Source organism: Roseiarcus fermentans (genome assembly GCF_003315135.1).
In the GTDB taxonomy this organism is placed as follows: domain Bacteria; phylum Pseudomonadota; class Alphaproteobacteria; order Rhizobiales; family Beijerinckiaceae; genus Roseiarcus; species Roseiarcus fermentans.
The window spans coordinates 332,248-346,341 of the sequence record NZ_QNRK01000001.1 but is presented as its reverse complement, the minus strand read 5'-3'; the positions used below and the strand labels follow the sequence as shown (position 1 = coordinate 346,341).

General features: G+C 71.0%; 13 protein-coding genes. 6 read left to right on the top strand and 7 right to left on the bottom strand.

The window, feature by feature from the left end:
* Window positions 1-53 precede the first annotated feature (53 nt).
* The 3 genes from DFR50_RS01560 to DFR50_RS01550 all read right to left on the bottom strand — a co-directional run bounded on the left by DFR50_RS01560 (window position 54) and on the right by DFR50_RS01550 (window position 3,910).
* The gene (locus tag DFR50_RS01560; protein WP_113887410.1) at window positions 54-1,574 is read right to left on the bottom strand and encodes a tagaturonate reductase; all 1,521 of its coding nucleotides are present in this window, start codon (window positions 1,572-1,574) and stop codon (window positions 54-56) included.
* A gap of 235 nt (window positions 1,575-1,809) precedes the next feature.
* Window positions 1,810-3,081 carry an FGGY-family carbohydrate kinase gene (locus DFR50_RS01555; RefSeq protein ID WP_113887409.1) on the bottom strand — a complete coding sequence of 424 codons (1,272 nt, stop codon included), beginning with the start codon at window positions 3,079-3,081 and terminating at the stop codon, window positions 1,810-1,812.
* Between the two features lie 190 nt (window positions 3,082-3,271).
* On the bottom strand, window positions 3,272-3,910 hold the full coding sequence (locus DFR50_RS01550) for a TetR/AcrR family transcriptional regulator (RefSeq protein WP_113887408.1): 639 nt from the start codon (window positions 3,908-3,910) through the stop codon (window positions 3,272-3,274).
* A gap of 137 nt (window positions 3,911-4,047) precedes the next feature.
* Here DFR50_RS01550 and DFR50_RS01545 point away from each other — a divergent pair, with 137 nt between their 5' ends.
* Genes DFR50_RS01545 through DFR50_RS01535 form a run of 3 tightly spaced genes read left to right on the top strand, consistent with a single transcriptional unit; the run spans window position 4,048 to window position 7,815 of the window.
* Window positions 4,048-5,727 (top strand): bifunctional 3-(3-hydroxy-phenyl)propionate/3-hydroxycinnamic acid hydroxylase, encoded by a 1,680-nt coding sequence (locus DFR50_RS01545; RefSeq protein ID WP_113887407.1) that lies wholly within the window; start codon window positions 4,048-4,050, stop codon window positions 5,725-5,727.
* Window positions 5,728-5,739: 12 nt separating this feature from the next.
* A complete protein-coding gene (locus tag DFR50_RS01540) occupies window positions 5,740-6,810 on the top strand; it encodes a VOC family protein (RefSeq protein ID WP_113887406.1) in 1,071 nt (356 codons plus the stop codon).
* 48 nt (window positions 6,811-6,858) lie between these two features.
* Window positions 6,859-7,815 carry a fumarylacetoacetate hydrolase family protein gene (locus DFR50_RS01535; RefSeq protein WP_113887405.1) on the top strand — a complete coding sequence of 319 codons (957 nt, stop codon included), beginning with the start codon at window positions 6,859-6,861 and terminating at the stop codon, window positions 7,813-7,815.
* A gap of 306 nt (window positions 7,816-8,121) precedes the next feature.
* Here DFR50_RS01535 and DFR50_RS01530 read toward each other — a convergent pair whose 3' ends face one another.
* Complete coding sequence (locus DFR50_RS01530) at window positions 8,122-9,120, bottom strand: SPOR domain-containing protein (protein ID WP_113887404.1); 999 nt, start codon at window positions 9,118-9,120, stop codon at window positions 8,122-8,124.
* A gap of 543 nt (window positions 9,121-9,663) precedes the next feature.
* Between DFR50_RS01530 and greA the strand changes: the two genes are divergently transcribed.
* A complete protein-coding gene (greA, locus tag DFR50_RS01525; RefSeq protein WP_113887403.1) occupies window positions 9,664-10,146 on the top strand; it encodes a transcription elongation factor GreA in 483 nt (160 codons plus the stop codon).
* A 15-nt stretch (window positions 10,147-10,161) separates the two neighbouring features.
* On the opposite strand, the gene DFR50_RS01520 is transcribed toward greA, so the two are convergent.
* The 3 genes from DFR50_RS01520 to DFR50_RS33265 form a co-directional block, all read right to left on the bottom strand.
* Window positions 10,162-11,679, bottom strand: a complete 1,518-nt coding sequence (locus tag DFR50_RS01520) for a protein adenylyltransferase SelO (protein WP_113887402.1) — start codon at window positions 11,677-11,679, stop codon at window positions 10,162-10,164.
* Window positions 11,680-11,712: 33 nt separating this feature from the next.
* Window positions 11,713-12,048: a rhodanese-like domain-containing protein gene (locus tag DFR50_RS01515; protein ID WP_113887401.1), complete on the bottom strand. Its 336-nt coding sequence runs from the start codon at window positions 12,046-12,048 to the stop codon at window positions 11,713-11,715.
* A gap of 175 nt (window positions 12,049-12,223) precedes the next feature.
* Complete coding sequence (locus DFR50_RS33265; RefSeq protein ID WP_281015835.1) at window positions 12,224-12,352, bottom strand: hypothetical protein; 129 nt, start codon at window positions 12,350-12,352, stop codon at window positions 12,224-12,226.
* Window positions 12,353-12,614: 262 nt separating this feature from the next.
* On the opposite strand from DFR50_RS33265, the gene DFR50_RS01510 reads away from it, so the two are divergent.
* Entirely contained in the window at window positions 12,615-13,697 is a 1,083-nt protein-coding gene (locus DFR50_RS01510; RefSeq protein WP_113887400.1) for a class I SAM-dependent methyltransferase, read from the top strand.
* Between the two features lie 120 nt (window positions 13,698-13,817).
* The gene (locus DFR50_RS01505) at window positions 13,818-14,093 is read left to right on the top strand and encodes a GlsB/YeaQ/YmgE family stress response membrane protein (RefSeq protein WP_113887479.1); all 276 of its coding nucleotides are present in this window, start codon (window positions 13,818-13,820) and stop codon (window positions 14,091-14,093) included.
* The last annotated feature ends 1 nt before the right edge of the window (window position 14,094 follow it).

Below are 14,094 nucleotides of genomic sequence, written 5' to 3'. Positions count from 1 at the left end.
ACGCCAGTCGGTTTTGCCGCCGGCTCCGCGCCATCATTCCAGGCCGGCCTCGATCAAGCGAGCCCGGCGCCGGAAGCGAGGCTCGCCTCGAGCGCGCCGCGAACGCCGCGCCGCTCGATCGCCTCGAACGCTGCGAGCGCCAGCGCCGCCAGGTTTCCGACCTTCGTCAGGTCCTCGCCCCACAGGCGGCGGTCCGCCAGCAACCGCGCCGCGACCGCCGCCGCGCCGACCGCCGGCTCCAGCGCCCACGCTTCCGCCATGATGGTCAGGTTTTCCGGCTCGTCGCGGATCGGATAGGCGCCTTTGGCGCGCCGCCCGACGAAGCCGCCTTGCTCTCGCTCGCAGCGATAGAACCAGAGCAGCGCCGCGAGCGAGAAGGCGACGAGCCCCGGCGCCGACCGTCCCGCGGCGACGGCCTGCCGGACCGGCGGAAGCAGCCGCACCCGCCACTTCGACACCGAGTTGAACGCAATCGACGTGAGCTCGTGGCGAAGGAACGGATTGCCGAAGCGCTCGATCACCGAGCGCGCGTAGGAGAGCCGTTCGGCCTCCGGCAGCGGCACGGAGGGCGCGAGCTCCTCGAACGCCACCCGTTCGACGGCGCGGGCGAACAGCGGGTCCTCGACCATCTCGAACACGGTGTCGAGCCCGGCGAGGAAGGCCGCCAGCGCCGTCGCGGTGTGGGTCCCGTTCAGGAGCCGCAACTTGCGCTCGCGATAGGGGCGGACATCGTCCGTCCAGACGACGTTCGCCCCGGCGGCGGCGAGCGGCAGCGCTGCGGCGACGTCGGGCGGCGCCTCGATCACCCACAGATGGAACGGTTCGGCGACGATCGCCAGCGGGTCGCGATAGCCCCACTCGGCAAACAGGCGCTCCGCCTCGTCGGTCGGGAAGCCCGGCACGATCCGGTCGACCAGCGTGTCGAAGAAGCGGCAGCTTTCCCCGATCCAGCACAGCGCGGCCTCGGAAAAATCCCAGCGCCGGGCATGCTCGAGCACGATGCGCCGCAGGGTCGCGCCGTTGGCCTCGATCAGCTCGCAGGGCAGAACGATCAGCGGCGGCGCCTCGGGGCCGCCGAGCGCGTCGTAGCGCGCTTTGAGGAGCGCCGCGACCTTGGCCGGGAAGCTCTCGGGACAGACGGCCGGATCATAGGGCTCGGGGATGTCGACGACGCCGGCTTCGGTCGTGTTGGAGACGAGGAACTTCAGCGCCGGCGACGCGGCGAGGGCGATCGTCTCGGGCCATTGCGCATAGGGGTCGAGCACCGTCTGGATGGCGGAGACGATGCGGCGCTCCGACACCTCCGCCCCGCCCTCGCGTCCGCGCAAGAGGACGGTGTAGAGGCCGTCCTGCGCCGCGAGCGGCGGAGGCTCGGCGTGACGGCGGGGCGCCGCGACCGCGACGCCGCCGCGATAGACCCCCTTCTCGTTGGCGACGTCCACCATCCAGTCGACGAAGCCGCGCATGAACACGCCTTCGCCGATCTGCAGGATCTCGACCGGGCGAGCGGCGAGCGGCGCGTGAGGCGCGACGACGGCGCCGCTCGCCAGCGCCGCGCGGTTGAGAGTGTTCATCGATCATGCCCTCCTTCGGGGCTCATACCTTGAACGCCGCTCGCGCCGGCAGACGATCGCCGCCGCCGCGAGCGAGGCGGATCGCTCGCGCGATGGCGCGGGCGCCCGGCTCGGGCGCCATCCAGGCGATCGGCGTGGAGCGCGAAGGGCGGGACGCGATCGGTCATGGGTTCCCTTGTTCAGGCGGCTGGCGCATTGTCTTGCCCAGACGGTCTCGTGAGCGTCGCACTGGCTGTCAACCGCTCCATGCGCGCCGGGCCAGCAACGCCGCGCCATAGGCGGCCTCGCTCGAGATCGGCTCGAGGAACGGGACGCCGAGCTTGCGCTCGCGGATGCGAGTCCAGGCGGGGTTCCTCGCCCCGCCGCCGACGGTGCGCATCGAGACGAGCCTCGGCGCGCCGAGGTCCGCGAGCCTGCGGTAGCCGAGCGCCTCGATGCCGGCAACGCCTTCGAGGATCGCCTGGAGGAATTGTTCGCGGCGCTCCGGACGCGGCGCCATCCGCGGCGCGAAGTCCGGATCGGCGAAGGGAAACCGCTCGCCCTTGCGGGTCAGCGGATAATAATCGAGCCCGCTGTCGGCCTCCGGGTCGATGAGCGGGGTGAGCGCTTCGATCTCGCTCGGGGGGAAATGCGCCAGAAGCGCCGCGCCGCCGGAGTTGGACGCGCCGCCCGCGAGCCACATGTCGAGCAGCCGATGGCTGTAGACGCCGTAGCGCGGCGCGAAGATCGGCCTGTCCGACAGAAGCTTCAGCGTCAGGGAGGCGCCGAGCGCGGTCACCCCGTCGCCCACCCGGCTCGCCCCGGTGGCGAGAAACGAGGCGCAGCCGTCGGTCGTTCCCGCGGCGACGCCCACGTCCGCGGGCAGGCCGAAGGCGCGCGCGGCGGCGGGCGTGATGGTTCCGACCATGGCGCCGGGCGCAACGACCTCGGGCAGGAGCGCGGCGTCAACGCCGACGCGCTCGATCCAGGCCGGCCAGGCGAGGACGACCGGATCGAAGCCGGTCTTGAGCGCATTGTTGGCGTCGCTGAGGAAGCGGCCGCTGAAGCGGAAGGCGATCCAGTCGGCCTGATGCAGAATCCTGGCCGGCTTCAGCCTGGCGAACAGCGCCGCCCGGGCGAGGCCGCTCGTCGGCCCGCGCGCGGCGCTCTCGGCCGGCGCCGCGGCGTCGATCGCCGCGAGCAGGGCGGAATCCTCGCAGGGGTCGTCGTACATCCGCGCGAGCGCCAGCGGTTCGCCCCGCGCGTCGACCGCGACCAGCGTGCCGGAGGTGCCGTCGACCGCTAGCGCGGCGACGCGGCCGCGCGCGACGCAGCCGAGCGCGGCGCCGAGCGCGCTTTCGACCGCCGCCGCCCACGTCATCGGGTTGCGCGGATCGGTTCCGAACTCCGCCATGGAGGCGCGGCCCTCGGAGAGCGTTGCGCCGGTTTCGTCGATCACGACGGCGCGGGCGCCGGAGGAGCCGACGTCGATTCCGGCGAAGAGCGGATCAGCGGGCGACGGGCGCATGCCGGCTTGTCTCGGCGTCGCGGTCGAAGGCCTCGCGACGGTCGAGGGGCATGGTGTCACCGCCTGCGCCCGCCGGCAAGGCGCCGCCGAAGCAGGCTCGACGTCGGGCCCGGCGAGCGGTTGCAACCGCGCTCGGTTCGAGCGCGATACGCGGCCGACGACCTGCGGCGCGCCCTACCAGGACGCGCCGTCACGCGTCGTCGACGAGAGACGCATCGGCAGGCTCCGGCAGCGGCGGCAGGTCCGTCGAGGCGAGCGCCCGGGCTTCCTCCGGCGCGACCCCGATGGCGCACAGCGTCAGTTCGGCGGCGTCGGAGCCCGCTTCCCGCCAGGTCTTCTCGCCATTGAGCACCAGCCACATCGCCGCAAGCGTCGTCGAGCCGACGAAGGCGAGCACGGACGGCGCCTGCTCGGGGCGGATGCGGTAGCGGCCCGCCGCGACCCCGTCGCGAAGATCGCGCGCCGGGGGGCCGGCGAGCAGGCTTCGCATCGTCGAAGCCGTGAAGGCGAAGCGCACGATGAATCGGCCCCAGTGCGGTTCTTCGTGCGCGCGGCGGACGAAAAAGCGCATGCCGCGCGTGAGGCGCAGCGCCGGATCGTCAGTCGCCCTGAAGCTCTGGAGGATCCGCGCGTGCATCTCGTCGCCGAGCGCGGCTGCGACCTCATCGAACAGCGAGTCCGGATTTTCGACGTTGTTGTAGATCGTGCCGCGGGCGAGGCCCGCCGCCTGCGCGAGCTCGGTCACGCTCGCATGCGTCGTTCCCCGGTCGGCGAAGAGGCGCACGGCGGCTTCGTAGATGCGCGCTTGCGCCGGTGCAGGCGATTTCATTTGAACTCCTATTGACAATATTGAACACTCATGTTCAAACCTAGTCAAGATAGTCTAAGAGCCAGCGCCGCGGTCCACCTCGCATCGCGTGCGGCGCCGGCGACGCGGACCCTGGCGACTGGGAGGAGTGGGCAGCGATGGACAGGCTTGTGGACGACTCCGGGACCGACGCTGCGCGCTCGCCGCCGCAGATCCCGGTCCCGGCGGAGGTCGAGGTTCTGGTGGTCGGCTACGGCCCGGTCGGCGCCGCGATCGCCAATCTGCTGGGGCGGTATGGCGTCCGGGTGCTGGCGGTGGACAAGGCCCAGGAGATCTTCATGGCGCCCCGGGCGATCGCGCTGGACAACGAGGCGTTGAGAATCCTGCAACTGGCCGGGCTCGAGGACGGCGATTTCCAGACGGTCGCGATCCCGCAGGTGCGCATGCTTTCGCCCCGGCTCGGCGAGTTCGGCCGGCTCAACACGCTCGGCCCCCTCGACGGGCACCCCAGGCTCGTGACGTTCTACCAGCCCGAGCTCGAGGCGGCGCTGCGAGGCCGCGCGGCGCAATACCGACAGGTTCACACCGCGCTCGGCGTCACGCTGGCCGGGTTCGTCGAGACCCCCGACGGCGTCGTCGCGACCCTCGACGTCGGCGCCGGGGCGACGGCCGCCGTCCGCGCCCGCTATCTCGTCGGCGCGGACGGCGCGGGCTCCCTCGTCCGCCGGCTCATCGGGCAGGCGTTCGACGGTCGGACCTACGGCGAGGACTGGCTGATCGTCGACGCGCGCGGCGCAAGACATCCGATCGACCACGTCGAGTTCCTCTGCGATCACCGCCGGCCCACTCCGCACATGACTGCGCCCGGCGGCCGCGAGCGCTGGGAGTTCATGCTCCGGCCCGGCGAAACCCGGGCCGACATGGAAAGCGACGCCCGGGTGAGCGAACTGCTCGCGCCCTGGGGCGGTCCGGCGGCGATGACGGTCGAACGGAAGGCCGTTTATCGCTTTCATGCCCGCGCGGCCAAGTCCTTCCGCAAGGGCCGGGTGTTTCTCGCCGGCGACGCCGCGCACATCACGCCGCCGTTCGCCGGCCAGGGCCTGGTCGCCGGACTGCGCGACGCGGCCAACCTCGCCTGGAAGATCGCCTGGGTCGTGCAGGGCCGCGCCGCGCCGGCCATCCTCGACAGCTACGACGAGGAGCGCCGCCCCCACGCCAAGGCGATGATCGATCTGGCGAAGCTGATGGGCCGCGTGATCATGCCGCGCAGCGCCGCCGTCGCGCTGCTGACGCACGGACTGCTGCGCCTCACGCGCCTCACGGCGGCGATGCGCCGCTATGTCGACGACCTGGGGATCAAGCCGAAGAACGTGTTCCCGCGCGGATTGTTCGTCCCCGGCCGCTCGGGGTCGAAGCTCACGCGCGGCGGTCCGCTGCCGCAAGGCTGGGTCCGCGGCCCCGACGGCGCCGTTCGCCTCAGCGACGACGTCCTGGGGTCGGGGCTGACCCTGGTCGGGTTCGGGCGGGATCCGCGCGACGGCCTGACTGCCGCCACGGCCCGCGCCTTCGCCGCCTGCGGCGGCGCAATGGTCCAGATCGCGCATCGCGGCCAGGCCCGCCGCTTCCGCCGGGAAGACAGTTGGGAGGATCTCGATGGGACGTTCCTGCCCGGCGCCGCGCCCTGCGGCTGGGCCGCGGTCGTTCGCCCCGACCGCACCGTCCTGCACGACGGCCCGGTCGCGGAGGCCGACCGACTCGTCAGCGAAAGCCTCGCCCTGATCGGAACGCCAGTCCGCGCCGAAGCCCCCTCGGGCGCCGTCCCCGCCCTCACCGTCTGAAGGAGTCCACCGATGCAGCTCTCCACCGCGCAGCCGGCGCGCCATCCCGATCCGACCACGCGAGCCTCCGCGCTCGCCTACGCGATCTTCGATCGCCCCGATCTCGAGAAGGCGGGGGAATACCTCATCGACTTCGGGCTGCGCCAGGTCTCGAACGACGGCCAGCGGCTGCTGCTGCGCGCCGCGGGGCCCGACCCCTATTGCTACGTCGTCCGCAAGGCCGCGGCGCCGCGTTTCGTCGGCCTCGGTCTCGAAGTGGAGACCCTCGCCGATCTCGAAGCCCTCGCGCGGCTGCCGGGAGCGTCCGCGATCGAGGCGGTCGATCTGCCCGGCGGTGGCCGGCGCGTGCGCCTGATCGACCCGTCGGGCTTTTGCGTCGAGGCGATCTTCGGCCGCGTCAAGGTCGCGGAATTGCCGCATCGACCGCCCTTGCCGCTGAATTCCATCGATCAGCCTGCGCGCGTCAACGCGGGCCAGCGGCCGCCGTTCGCGCCGCCCGAGGTGATCCGTCTCGGCCACGTCGCCCTCGAACTCGCCGACTATCAGGCGACAGCGGCCTGGTACACGCGCCATTTCGGCTTCATTCCGAGCGACGTGCAGGCGCTTCCCGACGGCTCGCCCGCGGTCGCCTTCCTGCGCCTCGACCGCGGCGAGCGGCCGACCGACCACCACACCCTCGCCCTGGCGCAGACGTTCGCGCCGGCCCTGAACCATATCTCGTTCGAGCTGGTCGACCCGGACGCCGTCGGCGTCGGCGGCCGCCTGATGCGCGACCGCGGGTGGAGACACGCCTGGGGCATCGGCCGGCATCTGCTCGGCAGCCAGATCTTCGACTACTGGGACGACCCCTGGGGCGACAAGCACGAGCACTATTGCGACGGCGACCTGTTCACCGCCGACCAGCCGACCGGGGTTCATCCGGCGAGCCGCGCCGGCATGGCGCAATGGGGCCAGGCGATGCCGGCGAGCTTCACCCGGCCGAAGCCCACCCTGGCGAACGTGAAAGCGCTCGTCCATGGCCTCAGGACCAGCCCGGACGTCAATCTGAAAAAACTGCGCACCCTCATGAAGCTGTTCGGCTGACGCACCCGGCGTCGCCCGTTTCTCTCTCCGGCCATCGAGGACGTATTCATGCCTTTGAACGTTCTGCATTTCAAACACGAGGGGCGGGCGCAATGGGGCGTCGCGCGCGCCGGGCGGATCACGCCCATCCCCGGCGATTTCGCAACCACGCGCGCGTTTCTCGAAGCCAATGCGATCGAGACGCTGTCCGCCCTGAGCGGCGCGACGGTGGCGGAGGCCGAGGTCGAGCTTCTCTCGCCGGTCACGCGGAACCAGCAGTTCCTGTGCCAGGGGGCGAACTACCGCCAGCACATGATCGAATCCGGCATGAACCCGGACGCCAAGACCTACAACATGATCTTCACCAAGGCGCAGAGCTGCATCGCGCCGGCCGACACGGATGTCGTGCGGCCGTCGCGGGTGCGCTTCCTCGACTACGAGATCGAGCTCGGCCTCGTGCTCAAGCGCGACGTGACGGCGCCCGTAACGGTCACGGAGGCCGACCTCTCCGCGTTCGTCGCCGGCGCCGTGATCGTCAACGACTATTCGGCGCGCGACGTGCAGATCCCGCAGACGCAGTTCTACAAGGGCAAGAGCTTTCGCACCTTCGGCCCGGTCGGCCCCTACCTCTGCCTGCTCGCGCCCGCCGATTTTGCCCGGCTCGGCGACTTGCGGCTTTCCTTGACGGTGAACGGAAGGGTCCGTCAAGCTGACAGCGTCGCGAACCTCGTCTACGGGCCGGCCGAGACGCTGACCGAGCTTTCGGGCGTGCAGGATCTGCATGTCGGCGACCTGCTCTCGACCGGCACGCCCGCCGGCTGCGCCCTCAACGTCCCGTCTCCGGCGCGCCAGCGCATCGCCGCGCTCCTGCCCGAAGCGGTCAAGTGGGCGATGTTCATGAAAATCCAGGCCGGCCGCGACGCCTATCTGAGGGCCGGCGACACAGTCGAGTCGCGCATCGCGACCGTCGACGGCGCAATCGATCTCGGCGTGCAGCGCAACCGCATCGTCGACCAGAAGACTTAGCGGCGGCGCGCGTGAGCCACAGGCGGGCGGCCGTCAAAGGCCTACGGCCTCCCCCAAGAAAAGGAGGCCGCCTTGCGGCGGCCTGTAAGTCTAGGGAGGAAACGCCCAAGGAGGGCATGTGCGGGCAAAGCTGCACCGCACATCCATACCCTAATGCTGCGCCGCACCCATTGCAAGAACTTTCGTATCCCGAATCGAGCAAAGGTTCATAATCGCCTGCGACGAGTCGTCGCAGGCCGGAAAGCGACCGCCGTCGTTCGCGAGCCCGAGGCCGCCAAGGCGCTCTCCCCGCGCCGGCGGCGGCGGTCAGCGGACCACCAGGCAGTCGCCGCCGTCCTCCTTCAGCCTCGCGCAAAGGCCCGAGGCGTCGGCTCTGGACAGGTCGACGACCCGCAAACGGTAGACCGTCACGCCATCGACGTCCGCCTTGCGCACGCCGATCCTGGCGCCCTCGAGCGCCGCGGCGTGCCGGACGCTCAGGCGCGCAAGCCTGGTCCTCGCCTCGGTCTCGGTTTTCACTGACGCCAGCTGGACGGCCCAGTCGGTCATCGCCGGCGCCGATCCGGATTGGCCGACGGGGGCCGTGTTCGCGCCGATGAGCCCGCCGAGGGTGTGCAGCATGCGGTCGAAGGACGCCGGGATGGTGTCGGTCGCGGGTTGCGCGGCGACCGGCCCGGCCATCGTCGCGCTGACCGGCCTGACGGGCGTCTCGGGCGTCGGCTCGACCGCGGCGGGGCCGGCCGTCTCCCGCGTCGCGACGACGGCTCGGGACGGAGGCCGCGGGGGCGGAGTCTTCGTCCGCGCATCGGGCCTGGGCGGCCGCTCGGGCGCCGGACCGTCCGCGATCGCGGCCGCCGCGGACCAGCCGGGCGGCTTCCGGGCTGAGGCCTCGATCGAGGCCGGCGTCGCGATCAGCGCGCCGTCCGGCCGCACGGCTGCGGTCCGAACGGGTCTGGGGTCGGCGGATCGAGCCGACGGCGACGCAGACTGCGCGCTCGGGTGCGACGGCGCCGCGGCCGCCGGTTTCCCGCCGTCGGGCGCCGTCGTCGTCGCGTCGCCGGGAGCCGGCCCGGGGGCGCGATGGTCGTCGAGGGCCGCCGCGGCGGGCGGCCCCTTGGGCGGGCTCGGGCCGTGTTCACCCGGCGCGAACACGACGATCGCGGCGAGAGCGACGATCACAACCAGTGTGGCGGCCAGCTTCCAGACTTTGAGATCGCCGTCGTTCGTCGGGCGCAGCTGGCCCTGCTCCCACCACAGCCGAAAGTCCTGGACATCAAGGTCGGACGAATCGTCATCGACGGCCATGGTCTTCGTCCCGTTGGAGGTCCCGATGCGTCGGAAAAGCCATCCCGGTCGACGCGCGGCAATCCGAAGGCGAAAGGTCGAGCGCCCGGCCCGGATGCGCCCTGTCGTGCCGAGACCTTCGCAGCCTCCGTTCCGGTCGTTTCAGGCGCGGGCTGGTCGGGGAAAAGCAGAAAGCTTGCACATCCAACACTTACGTCAAGGACTGTCAACGACGAGTAAACGATTTTTGAAGTTGACAGCGTCTCGTATCTGAAGCTCGCAAAGGTCATTATGCGAGAAAGGTCGGCCGATATATTGTCGCAGGGACCGAGGAAGCGCGATCTCATCGGCCGAAACCTCTGCGTGCAGCGGAGGAGCGCGACCGACGAGCGAATCCGCTGACAGCGTTGAGCGCTCTTGCCGCGCGGTCCGGCGCGTTCACCCTGCGAACGGGCAGATTTCCGCCTCGTTGACATCGCGCCGGCGAGCGCCATGGTAAAGCGCTCGGGGGCTCGCGACGCGACGACGGCCGGGGATCGCCGCAGAACAAGGAAAGTCGATCCGATGAGCGTGGCCTTCACCCGCGAAGACAGCGCAGAGGCGGCGGCCGAGGTCGAACTGCCGCACCGGCCCGTTTCGCCCCATCCCAATCTGGTGACCGCCTCGGGGCTGGCGGCGCTGACGGCCGCGCTGGCGCTCAGTCGCGCGGCCTGCGAGTCCGCGCAGCGGATCGAGGACGCCGGCGAGCGGCGGCGCGCCGCCGCGCTCGCCGCGCGCGACGTGCGATATTTCACCGATCGCCTCGGGACGGCCCACCTCGTCCCGCCGCCGGCCGACTGCGAGGCGGTCGCCTTCGGACACCGGGTGACGTTCAGCCGGGACGACGGCCGACGGCAAAGCTTCAGGATCGTCGGCGAGGACGAGGCCGATCCCGGCGCCGGGTCGATCTCCTATGTCTCGCCTGTCGCGCGGGCGCTGATCGGCAAGACGGCGGGCGACGTCGTCGCCATGGGCGACCGGGAGATCGAGGTCCTGTCGATCGCGTGACGACCGGACGCCCGATCAGGTGCCGCAGAACGTCTGGAAGACGCGTTCTTCCGTTCGCGGCGGGTCGGCATAGTCGGCGAAGGCCGGCTGGTCCTCGTAGGGGCGCGCGAGAACCGCGGCCAGCTCGGCGAACGGCGCGAAGTCTCCCCGGTCGAGCGCCGCCGCGAGGGCCTGCTCGACGCGATGATTGCGCGGAATGAAGGCCGGATTGACCGCCCGCATGGCTTGCGCGCGCGCGCCGGGCTCCCGCCCGTCGGCGGCCAGACGCGCCCGCCAGCGCGCCGCCCAGCGGTCGTAGGCCTCCGGATTGGCGAACAGGGCGCGCGGCCCGTCGGCCGTCTCGTCCGCCGCGGCCGCGCACAGCCGGCGGAAGGTCAGGGTGAAGTCGGCGGCGTTGTCGTGCATCGCCTGCAAGAGGTCGCGAACGAGGTCGAGATCGCCGTCGTCTTCGCCCGACAGTCCGAGCTTCTCCCGCATGCCGGCGAGCCAGCGCTCCTGATAGCGGGACGCGAACGCGACGACCGCCTCCGTCGCGCGTTCGACCGCCTTTGCCGGGTCCGCGTCCACGAGCGGCAACAGGGTCTCGGCGAACCTGGCGAGGTTCCATTGCGCAATCCGCGGCTGATTGGCGTAGGCGTAACGCCCGTATTCGTCGATCGCGCTGAACGACGTCGCCGGGTCGTAGGCGTCCAGGAAGGCGCACGGTCCGAAGTCGATGGTCTCGCCCGAGAGCGCGGTGTTGTCGGTATTCATCACGCCGTGGATGAACCCGACCTGCATCCAGCGTGCGATCAGCTGAGCCTGGCGTTCGACGACCGCCTGAAGCAGCGCCAGCGGCGGCCGCTCGGCCTCGCGCGCCTCGGGGAAGTGACGATCGATGACGTAGTCGCACAGCCGTTCGACCGCCTCCCGGTCGCCGCGCGCGGCGAAATACTGGAAGGTTCCGACGCGGATGTGGCTGGAGGCGACGCGGGTCAGCACCGCGCCGGGCGCCGGACGGTCGCGATAGACGGGTTGGCCGGTCGTGACGGCGGCCAGCGCCCGCGTGGTCGGAATGCCGAGCGCGTGCATGGCCTCGCTGACGAGATATTCGCGCAGCACCGGCCCCAGGGCGGCGCGGCCGTCGCCGCCCCGCGAGAACGGCGTCCGGCCAGCGCCCTTCAGTTGAATGTCGCGACGCGCGCCGTAGCGATCCAGAACCTCGCCGAGCAGGATCGCGCGGCCGTCGCCGAGCTGAGGAACGAAATTGCCGAACTGATGGCCGGCGTAGGCCATCGCGATCGGCTCCGCGCCCGGCGGCGTGACTGCGCCGGAAAACACCGCCGCCAGTCGCGCCGGTTCGAGGCCTCGCACATCGACCCCCAGTTCCGCGGCGAGCGACGCGTTGAACGCGATCAGCTCCGGCGCCGGCGCCGGCGCGGGCGACAGCCGCGCGAAAAACCGCTCCGGCAGGCGCGCGTAGCTGTTGGAGAAGGCGGCGATCGGGCCCACGGCGCCGGCGACGGGATTCTCAATGGCGTCAGTCGGCGGCATCGGTCGCTGCTTTCCCTCTGGCGGCGCACGCCATCAATAGCGCCGCACCGATTGGTCGACCTCTCTGGCCCAGGCGTCGATGCCGCCCTCGAGGTTGACGGCATTGTCGAAGCCGGCGCGCCGGAGAAAACCGACAATCATCCGGCTGCGGCCGCCGTGATGGCACATGACGACCAGCGGGCGGCTCGCCGGCAGTTCGCCGACGCGCGCCTGCACCTCCGCCATCGGAATGTGCAGGGCGCCGTCGAGCCGGCAGATTTCGAGTTCTCTCGCCTCTCGCACGTCGAGAACCACGTGTTGCCTGCCCGTGGACCGCATGAGGGCAAGGTCCTGGACAGAGATCGCATCGGATCCTTCGAGATATCCCATGGGCAAGACGTGGCTGCTCCCGACTTACACTACGCCTGAAGATAGGTTGGACCGGGGGCCGGTCAAGAAAGAATCGCGCCGGGACGGATTCCATTTTCTCCGCGAAGGCCGATCGGATTGCCTTCATCGGCAGATCGAGAGCGGGGCGTGACGAGGGCCACCGCCGGGTTCGCGGCTACGCCGGGCCGAGGCCCAGGTCGCGAGTCATGGCCGGCAGCGCCGCCATCACCGCCGTACTGTTGTCGCCGATCCGCAGCATCGTCAGATAGCATGCGGCGAGCACGAGCCTGCGATCACGCGACATCGGGCGCTCCGATTGAAGGAAGACTCGAGAGACGTGCAACGGCCGGCCGTCGGAGAGACGTCGTCTTGACGCGCGACGACCGGTGATCGGGGGGAGACAATCGCAATGACGAAGGGATTTGCATAGCCCGGGCGGGGCGAACAGAATAGCCGCGCAGCGCCTGCGACGGCCGCGCGCGCTGGAAGCGGGGACGCATTCGGCCTCCCGGGGGCGGTCACGACCGCCGCGGCCGTCGAATCGGGCGCGGATCGAGGAGGGGACGATGGGCGAGACGCCGGCGGCCGTGCAACCGATGGAAGGACACGGCGCCTACAATCGCGGCTCCCGCCTGCAGGCGGCCGGACTCGTTCCCGCGATCGCGCTGTTCGAAGAGGCGGCCCGGGCGGCCTCGCTCGCCGAGACGATCGTCATCGTCGACTACGGCGCGTCGGAGGGCCGGAACTCGCTCGCCCCGATCGCCGGCGCGCTTCGCGCCCTGAGGGCGCGCGTCGGCGCGGCGCGCGCGATCAACGTGGTTCACACCGATCTGCCCGGCAACGATTTTTCCGCGCTGTTCGAGACCCTGAACAACGACCCGCAGAGCTATCTCAAGGAGGATCCGGCGGCCTTCGCCTGCGCCGTCGGACGGTCCTATTTCGAGCAGCTCCTGCCCGACGCCAGCGTCACGCTCGGCTGGAGCTCCTGGGCGATCCAGTGGCTGAGCCGCGTTCCCGCGCCGATTCCGGATCAGGTTCAGGTCGCCTGCAGCCGCGACGCGGACGCCCGCGTCGCGTTCGCGCGCCAGGCGGCCGAGGACTGGCGCGCGTTTCTCCTTCGCCGCGGCCGCGAGCTTCGAGCGGGCGGACGCCTCGTCGTGCTGACGATGGCGACCGACGACGACGGGCGGTTCGGCTACGCGCCGTTGCTCGACGCCCTGTATGCGACCCTCGTCGGCATGGCCGGCGACGGCTTTCTTGCGGCCGAGGAACTCCGCCGCATGGCGATCCCGACCGTCGGCCGAGGCCGTGCGGAATTCGTCGAGCCCTTCGCCGCCGACGGACACCTCGCCGGTCTGGCGCTCGAGCGGCTCGAGATCTTCGAGGGCGAGGATCGCTTCTGGCAAGACTACCAGCGCACGGGCGACGCCGTCACGTTCGGGGCGCAATGGGCGCGCTTTTCGCGCGCCTCGGTCTTCCCGACGCTCGCCGCCGCCCTCCATCCGGCGGGGGACGCGGGGCGCATCGCAGACTTCTGCAACCGGCTCGAGGCGGGAATGGCGAGGCGGCTCGCCGCGGCGCCGGAACGGATGACGATCCCGCTGGCGAAGCTGGCGCTGGTGAAGGCGGACGCGCCGGCGCGCAGCTGAGAGCGGAAGGACGGACGACGGGACCCGGGTCGACATGGACAGTTCGCCAGGCGTCGCCGACAAGGCCGACATTCGCGAATCGCCTCGGCTCGCGAACCACGATCACCAATGGGGAAGGGCATGCATCTTTCTGACCAGACCTTGATTGTCATTCTGGCCGTCGGGATCGTCGCCGGATGGCTGGCGGGCAAGATCGTCAAGGGAAACGGGTTCGGTCTCGTCGGAGACGCGGCCATTGGCGTCGTCGGGGCGCTCGTCGGCGACTGGCTCCTGCATCGCCTCGGGATTCACCTGAGCTCCGGCGTCATCGGGCTGACCGTCAACGCCACAATCGGCGCCGTTGTGCTGCTGCTCGTCCTGCGCCTCGTCGGCGCCAGCGGATGGGGAGGCCGATAGG

Bases quoted from the DNA above. Each gene is read 5' to 3' on its own strand.
- DFR50_RS01510 (WP_113887400.1), top strand. From the start codon at position 12,615: ATGGGCGAGACGCCGGCGGCCGTGCAACCGATGGAAGGACACGGCGCC.
- DFR50_RS01550 (WP_113887408.1), bottom strand. From the start codon at position 3,910: ATGAAATCGCCTGCACCGGCGCAAGCGCGCATCTACGAAGCCGCCGTG.
- DFR50_RS01515 (WP_113887401.1), bottom strand. From the start codon at position 12,048: ATGGGATATCTCGAAGGATCCGATGCGATCTCTGTCCAGGACCTTGCC.
- DFR50_RS01520 (WP_113887402.1), bottom strand. From the start codon at position 11,679: ATGCCGCCGACTGACGCCATTGAGAATCCCGTCGCCGGCGCCGTGGGC.
- DFR50_RS01555 (WP_113887409.1), bottom strand. From the start codon at position 3,081: ATGCGCCCGTCGCCCGCTGATCCGCTCTTCGCCGGAATCGACGTCGGC.
- DFR50_RS01530 (WP_113887404.1), bottom strand. From the start codon at position 9,120: ATGGCCGTCGATGACGATTCGTCCGACCTTGATGTCCAGGACTTTCGG.
- DFR50_RS01560 (WP_113887410.1), bottom strand. From the start codon at position 1,574: ATGAACACTCTCAACCGCGCGGCGCTGGCGAGCGGCGCCGTCGTCGCG.
- DFR50_RS01540 (WP_113887406.1), top strand. From the start codon at position 5,740: ATGCAGCTCTCCACCGCGCAGCCGGCGCGCCATCCCGATCCGACCACG.
- DFR50_RS01535 (WP_113887405.1), top strand. From the start codon at position 6,859: ATGCCTTTGAACGTTCTGCATTTCAAACACGAGGGGCGGGCGCAATGG.
- greA (WP_113887403.1), top strand. From the start codon at position 9,664: ATGAGCGTGGCCTTCACCCGCGAAGACAGCGCAGAGGCGGCGGCCGAG.
- DFR50_RS01505 (WP_113887479.1), top strand. From the start codon at position 13,818: ATGCATCTTTCTGACCAGACCTTGATTGTCATTCTGGCCGTCGGGATC.
- DFR50_RS01545 (WP_113887407.1), top strand. From the start codon at position 4,048: ATGGACAGGCTTGTGGACGACTCCGGGACCGACGCTGCGCGCTCGCCG.
- DFR50_RS33265 (WP_281015835.1), bottom strand. From the start codon at position 12,352: ATGTCGCGTGATCGCAGGCTCGTGCTCGCCGCATGCTATCTGACGATG.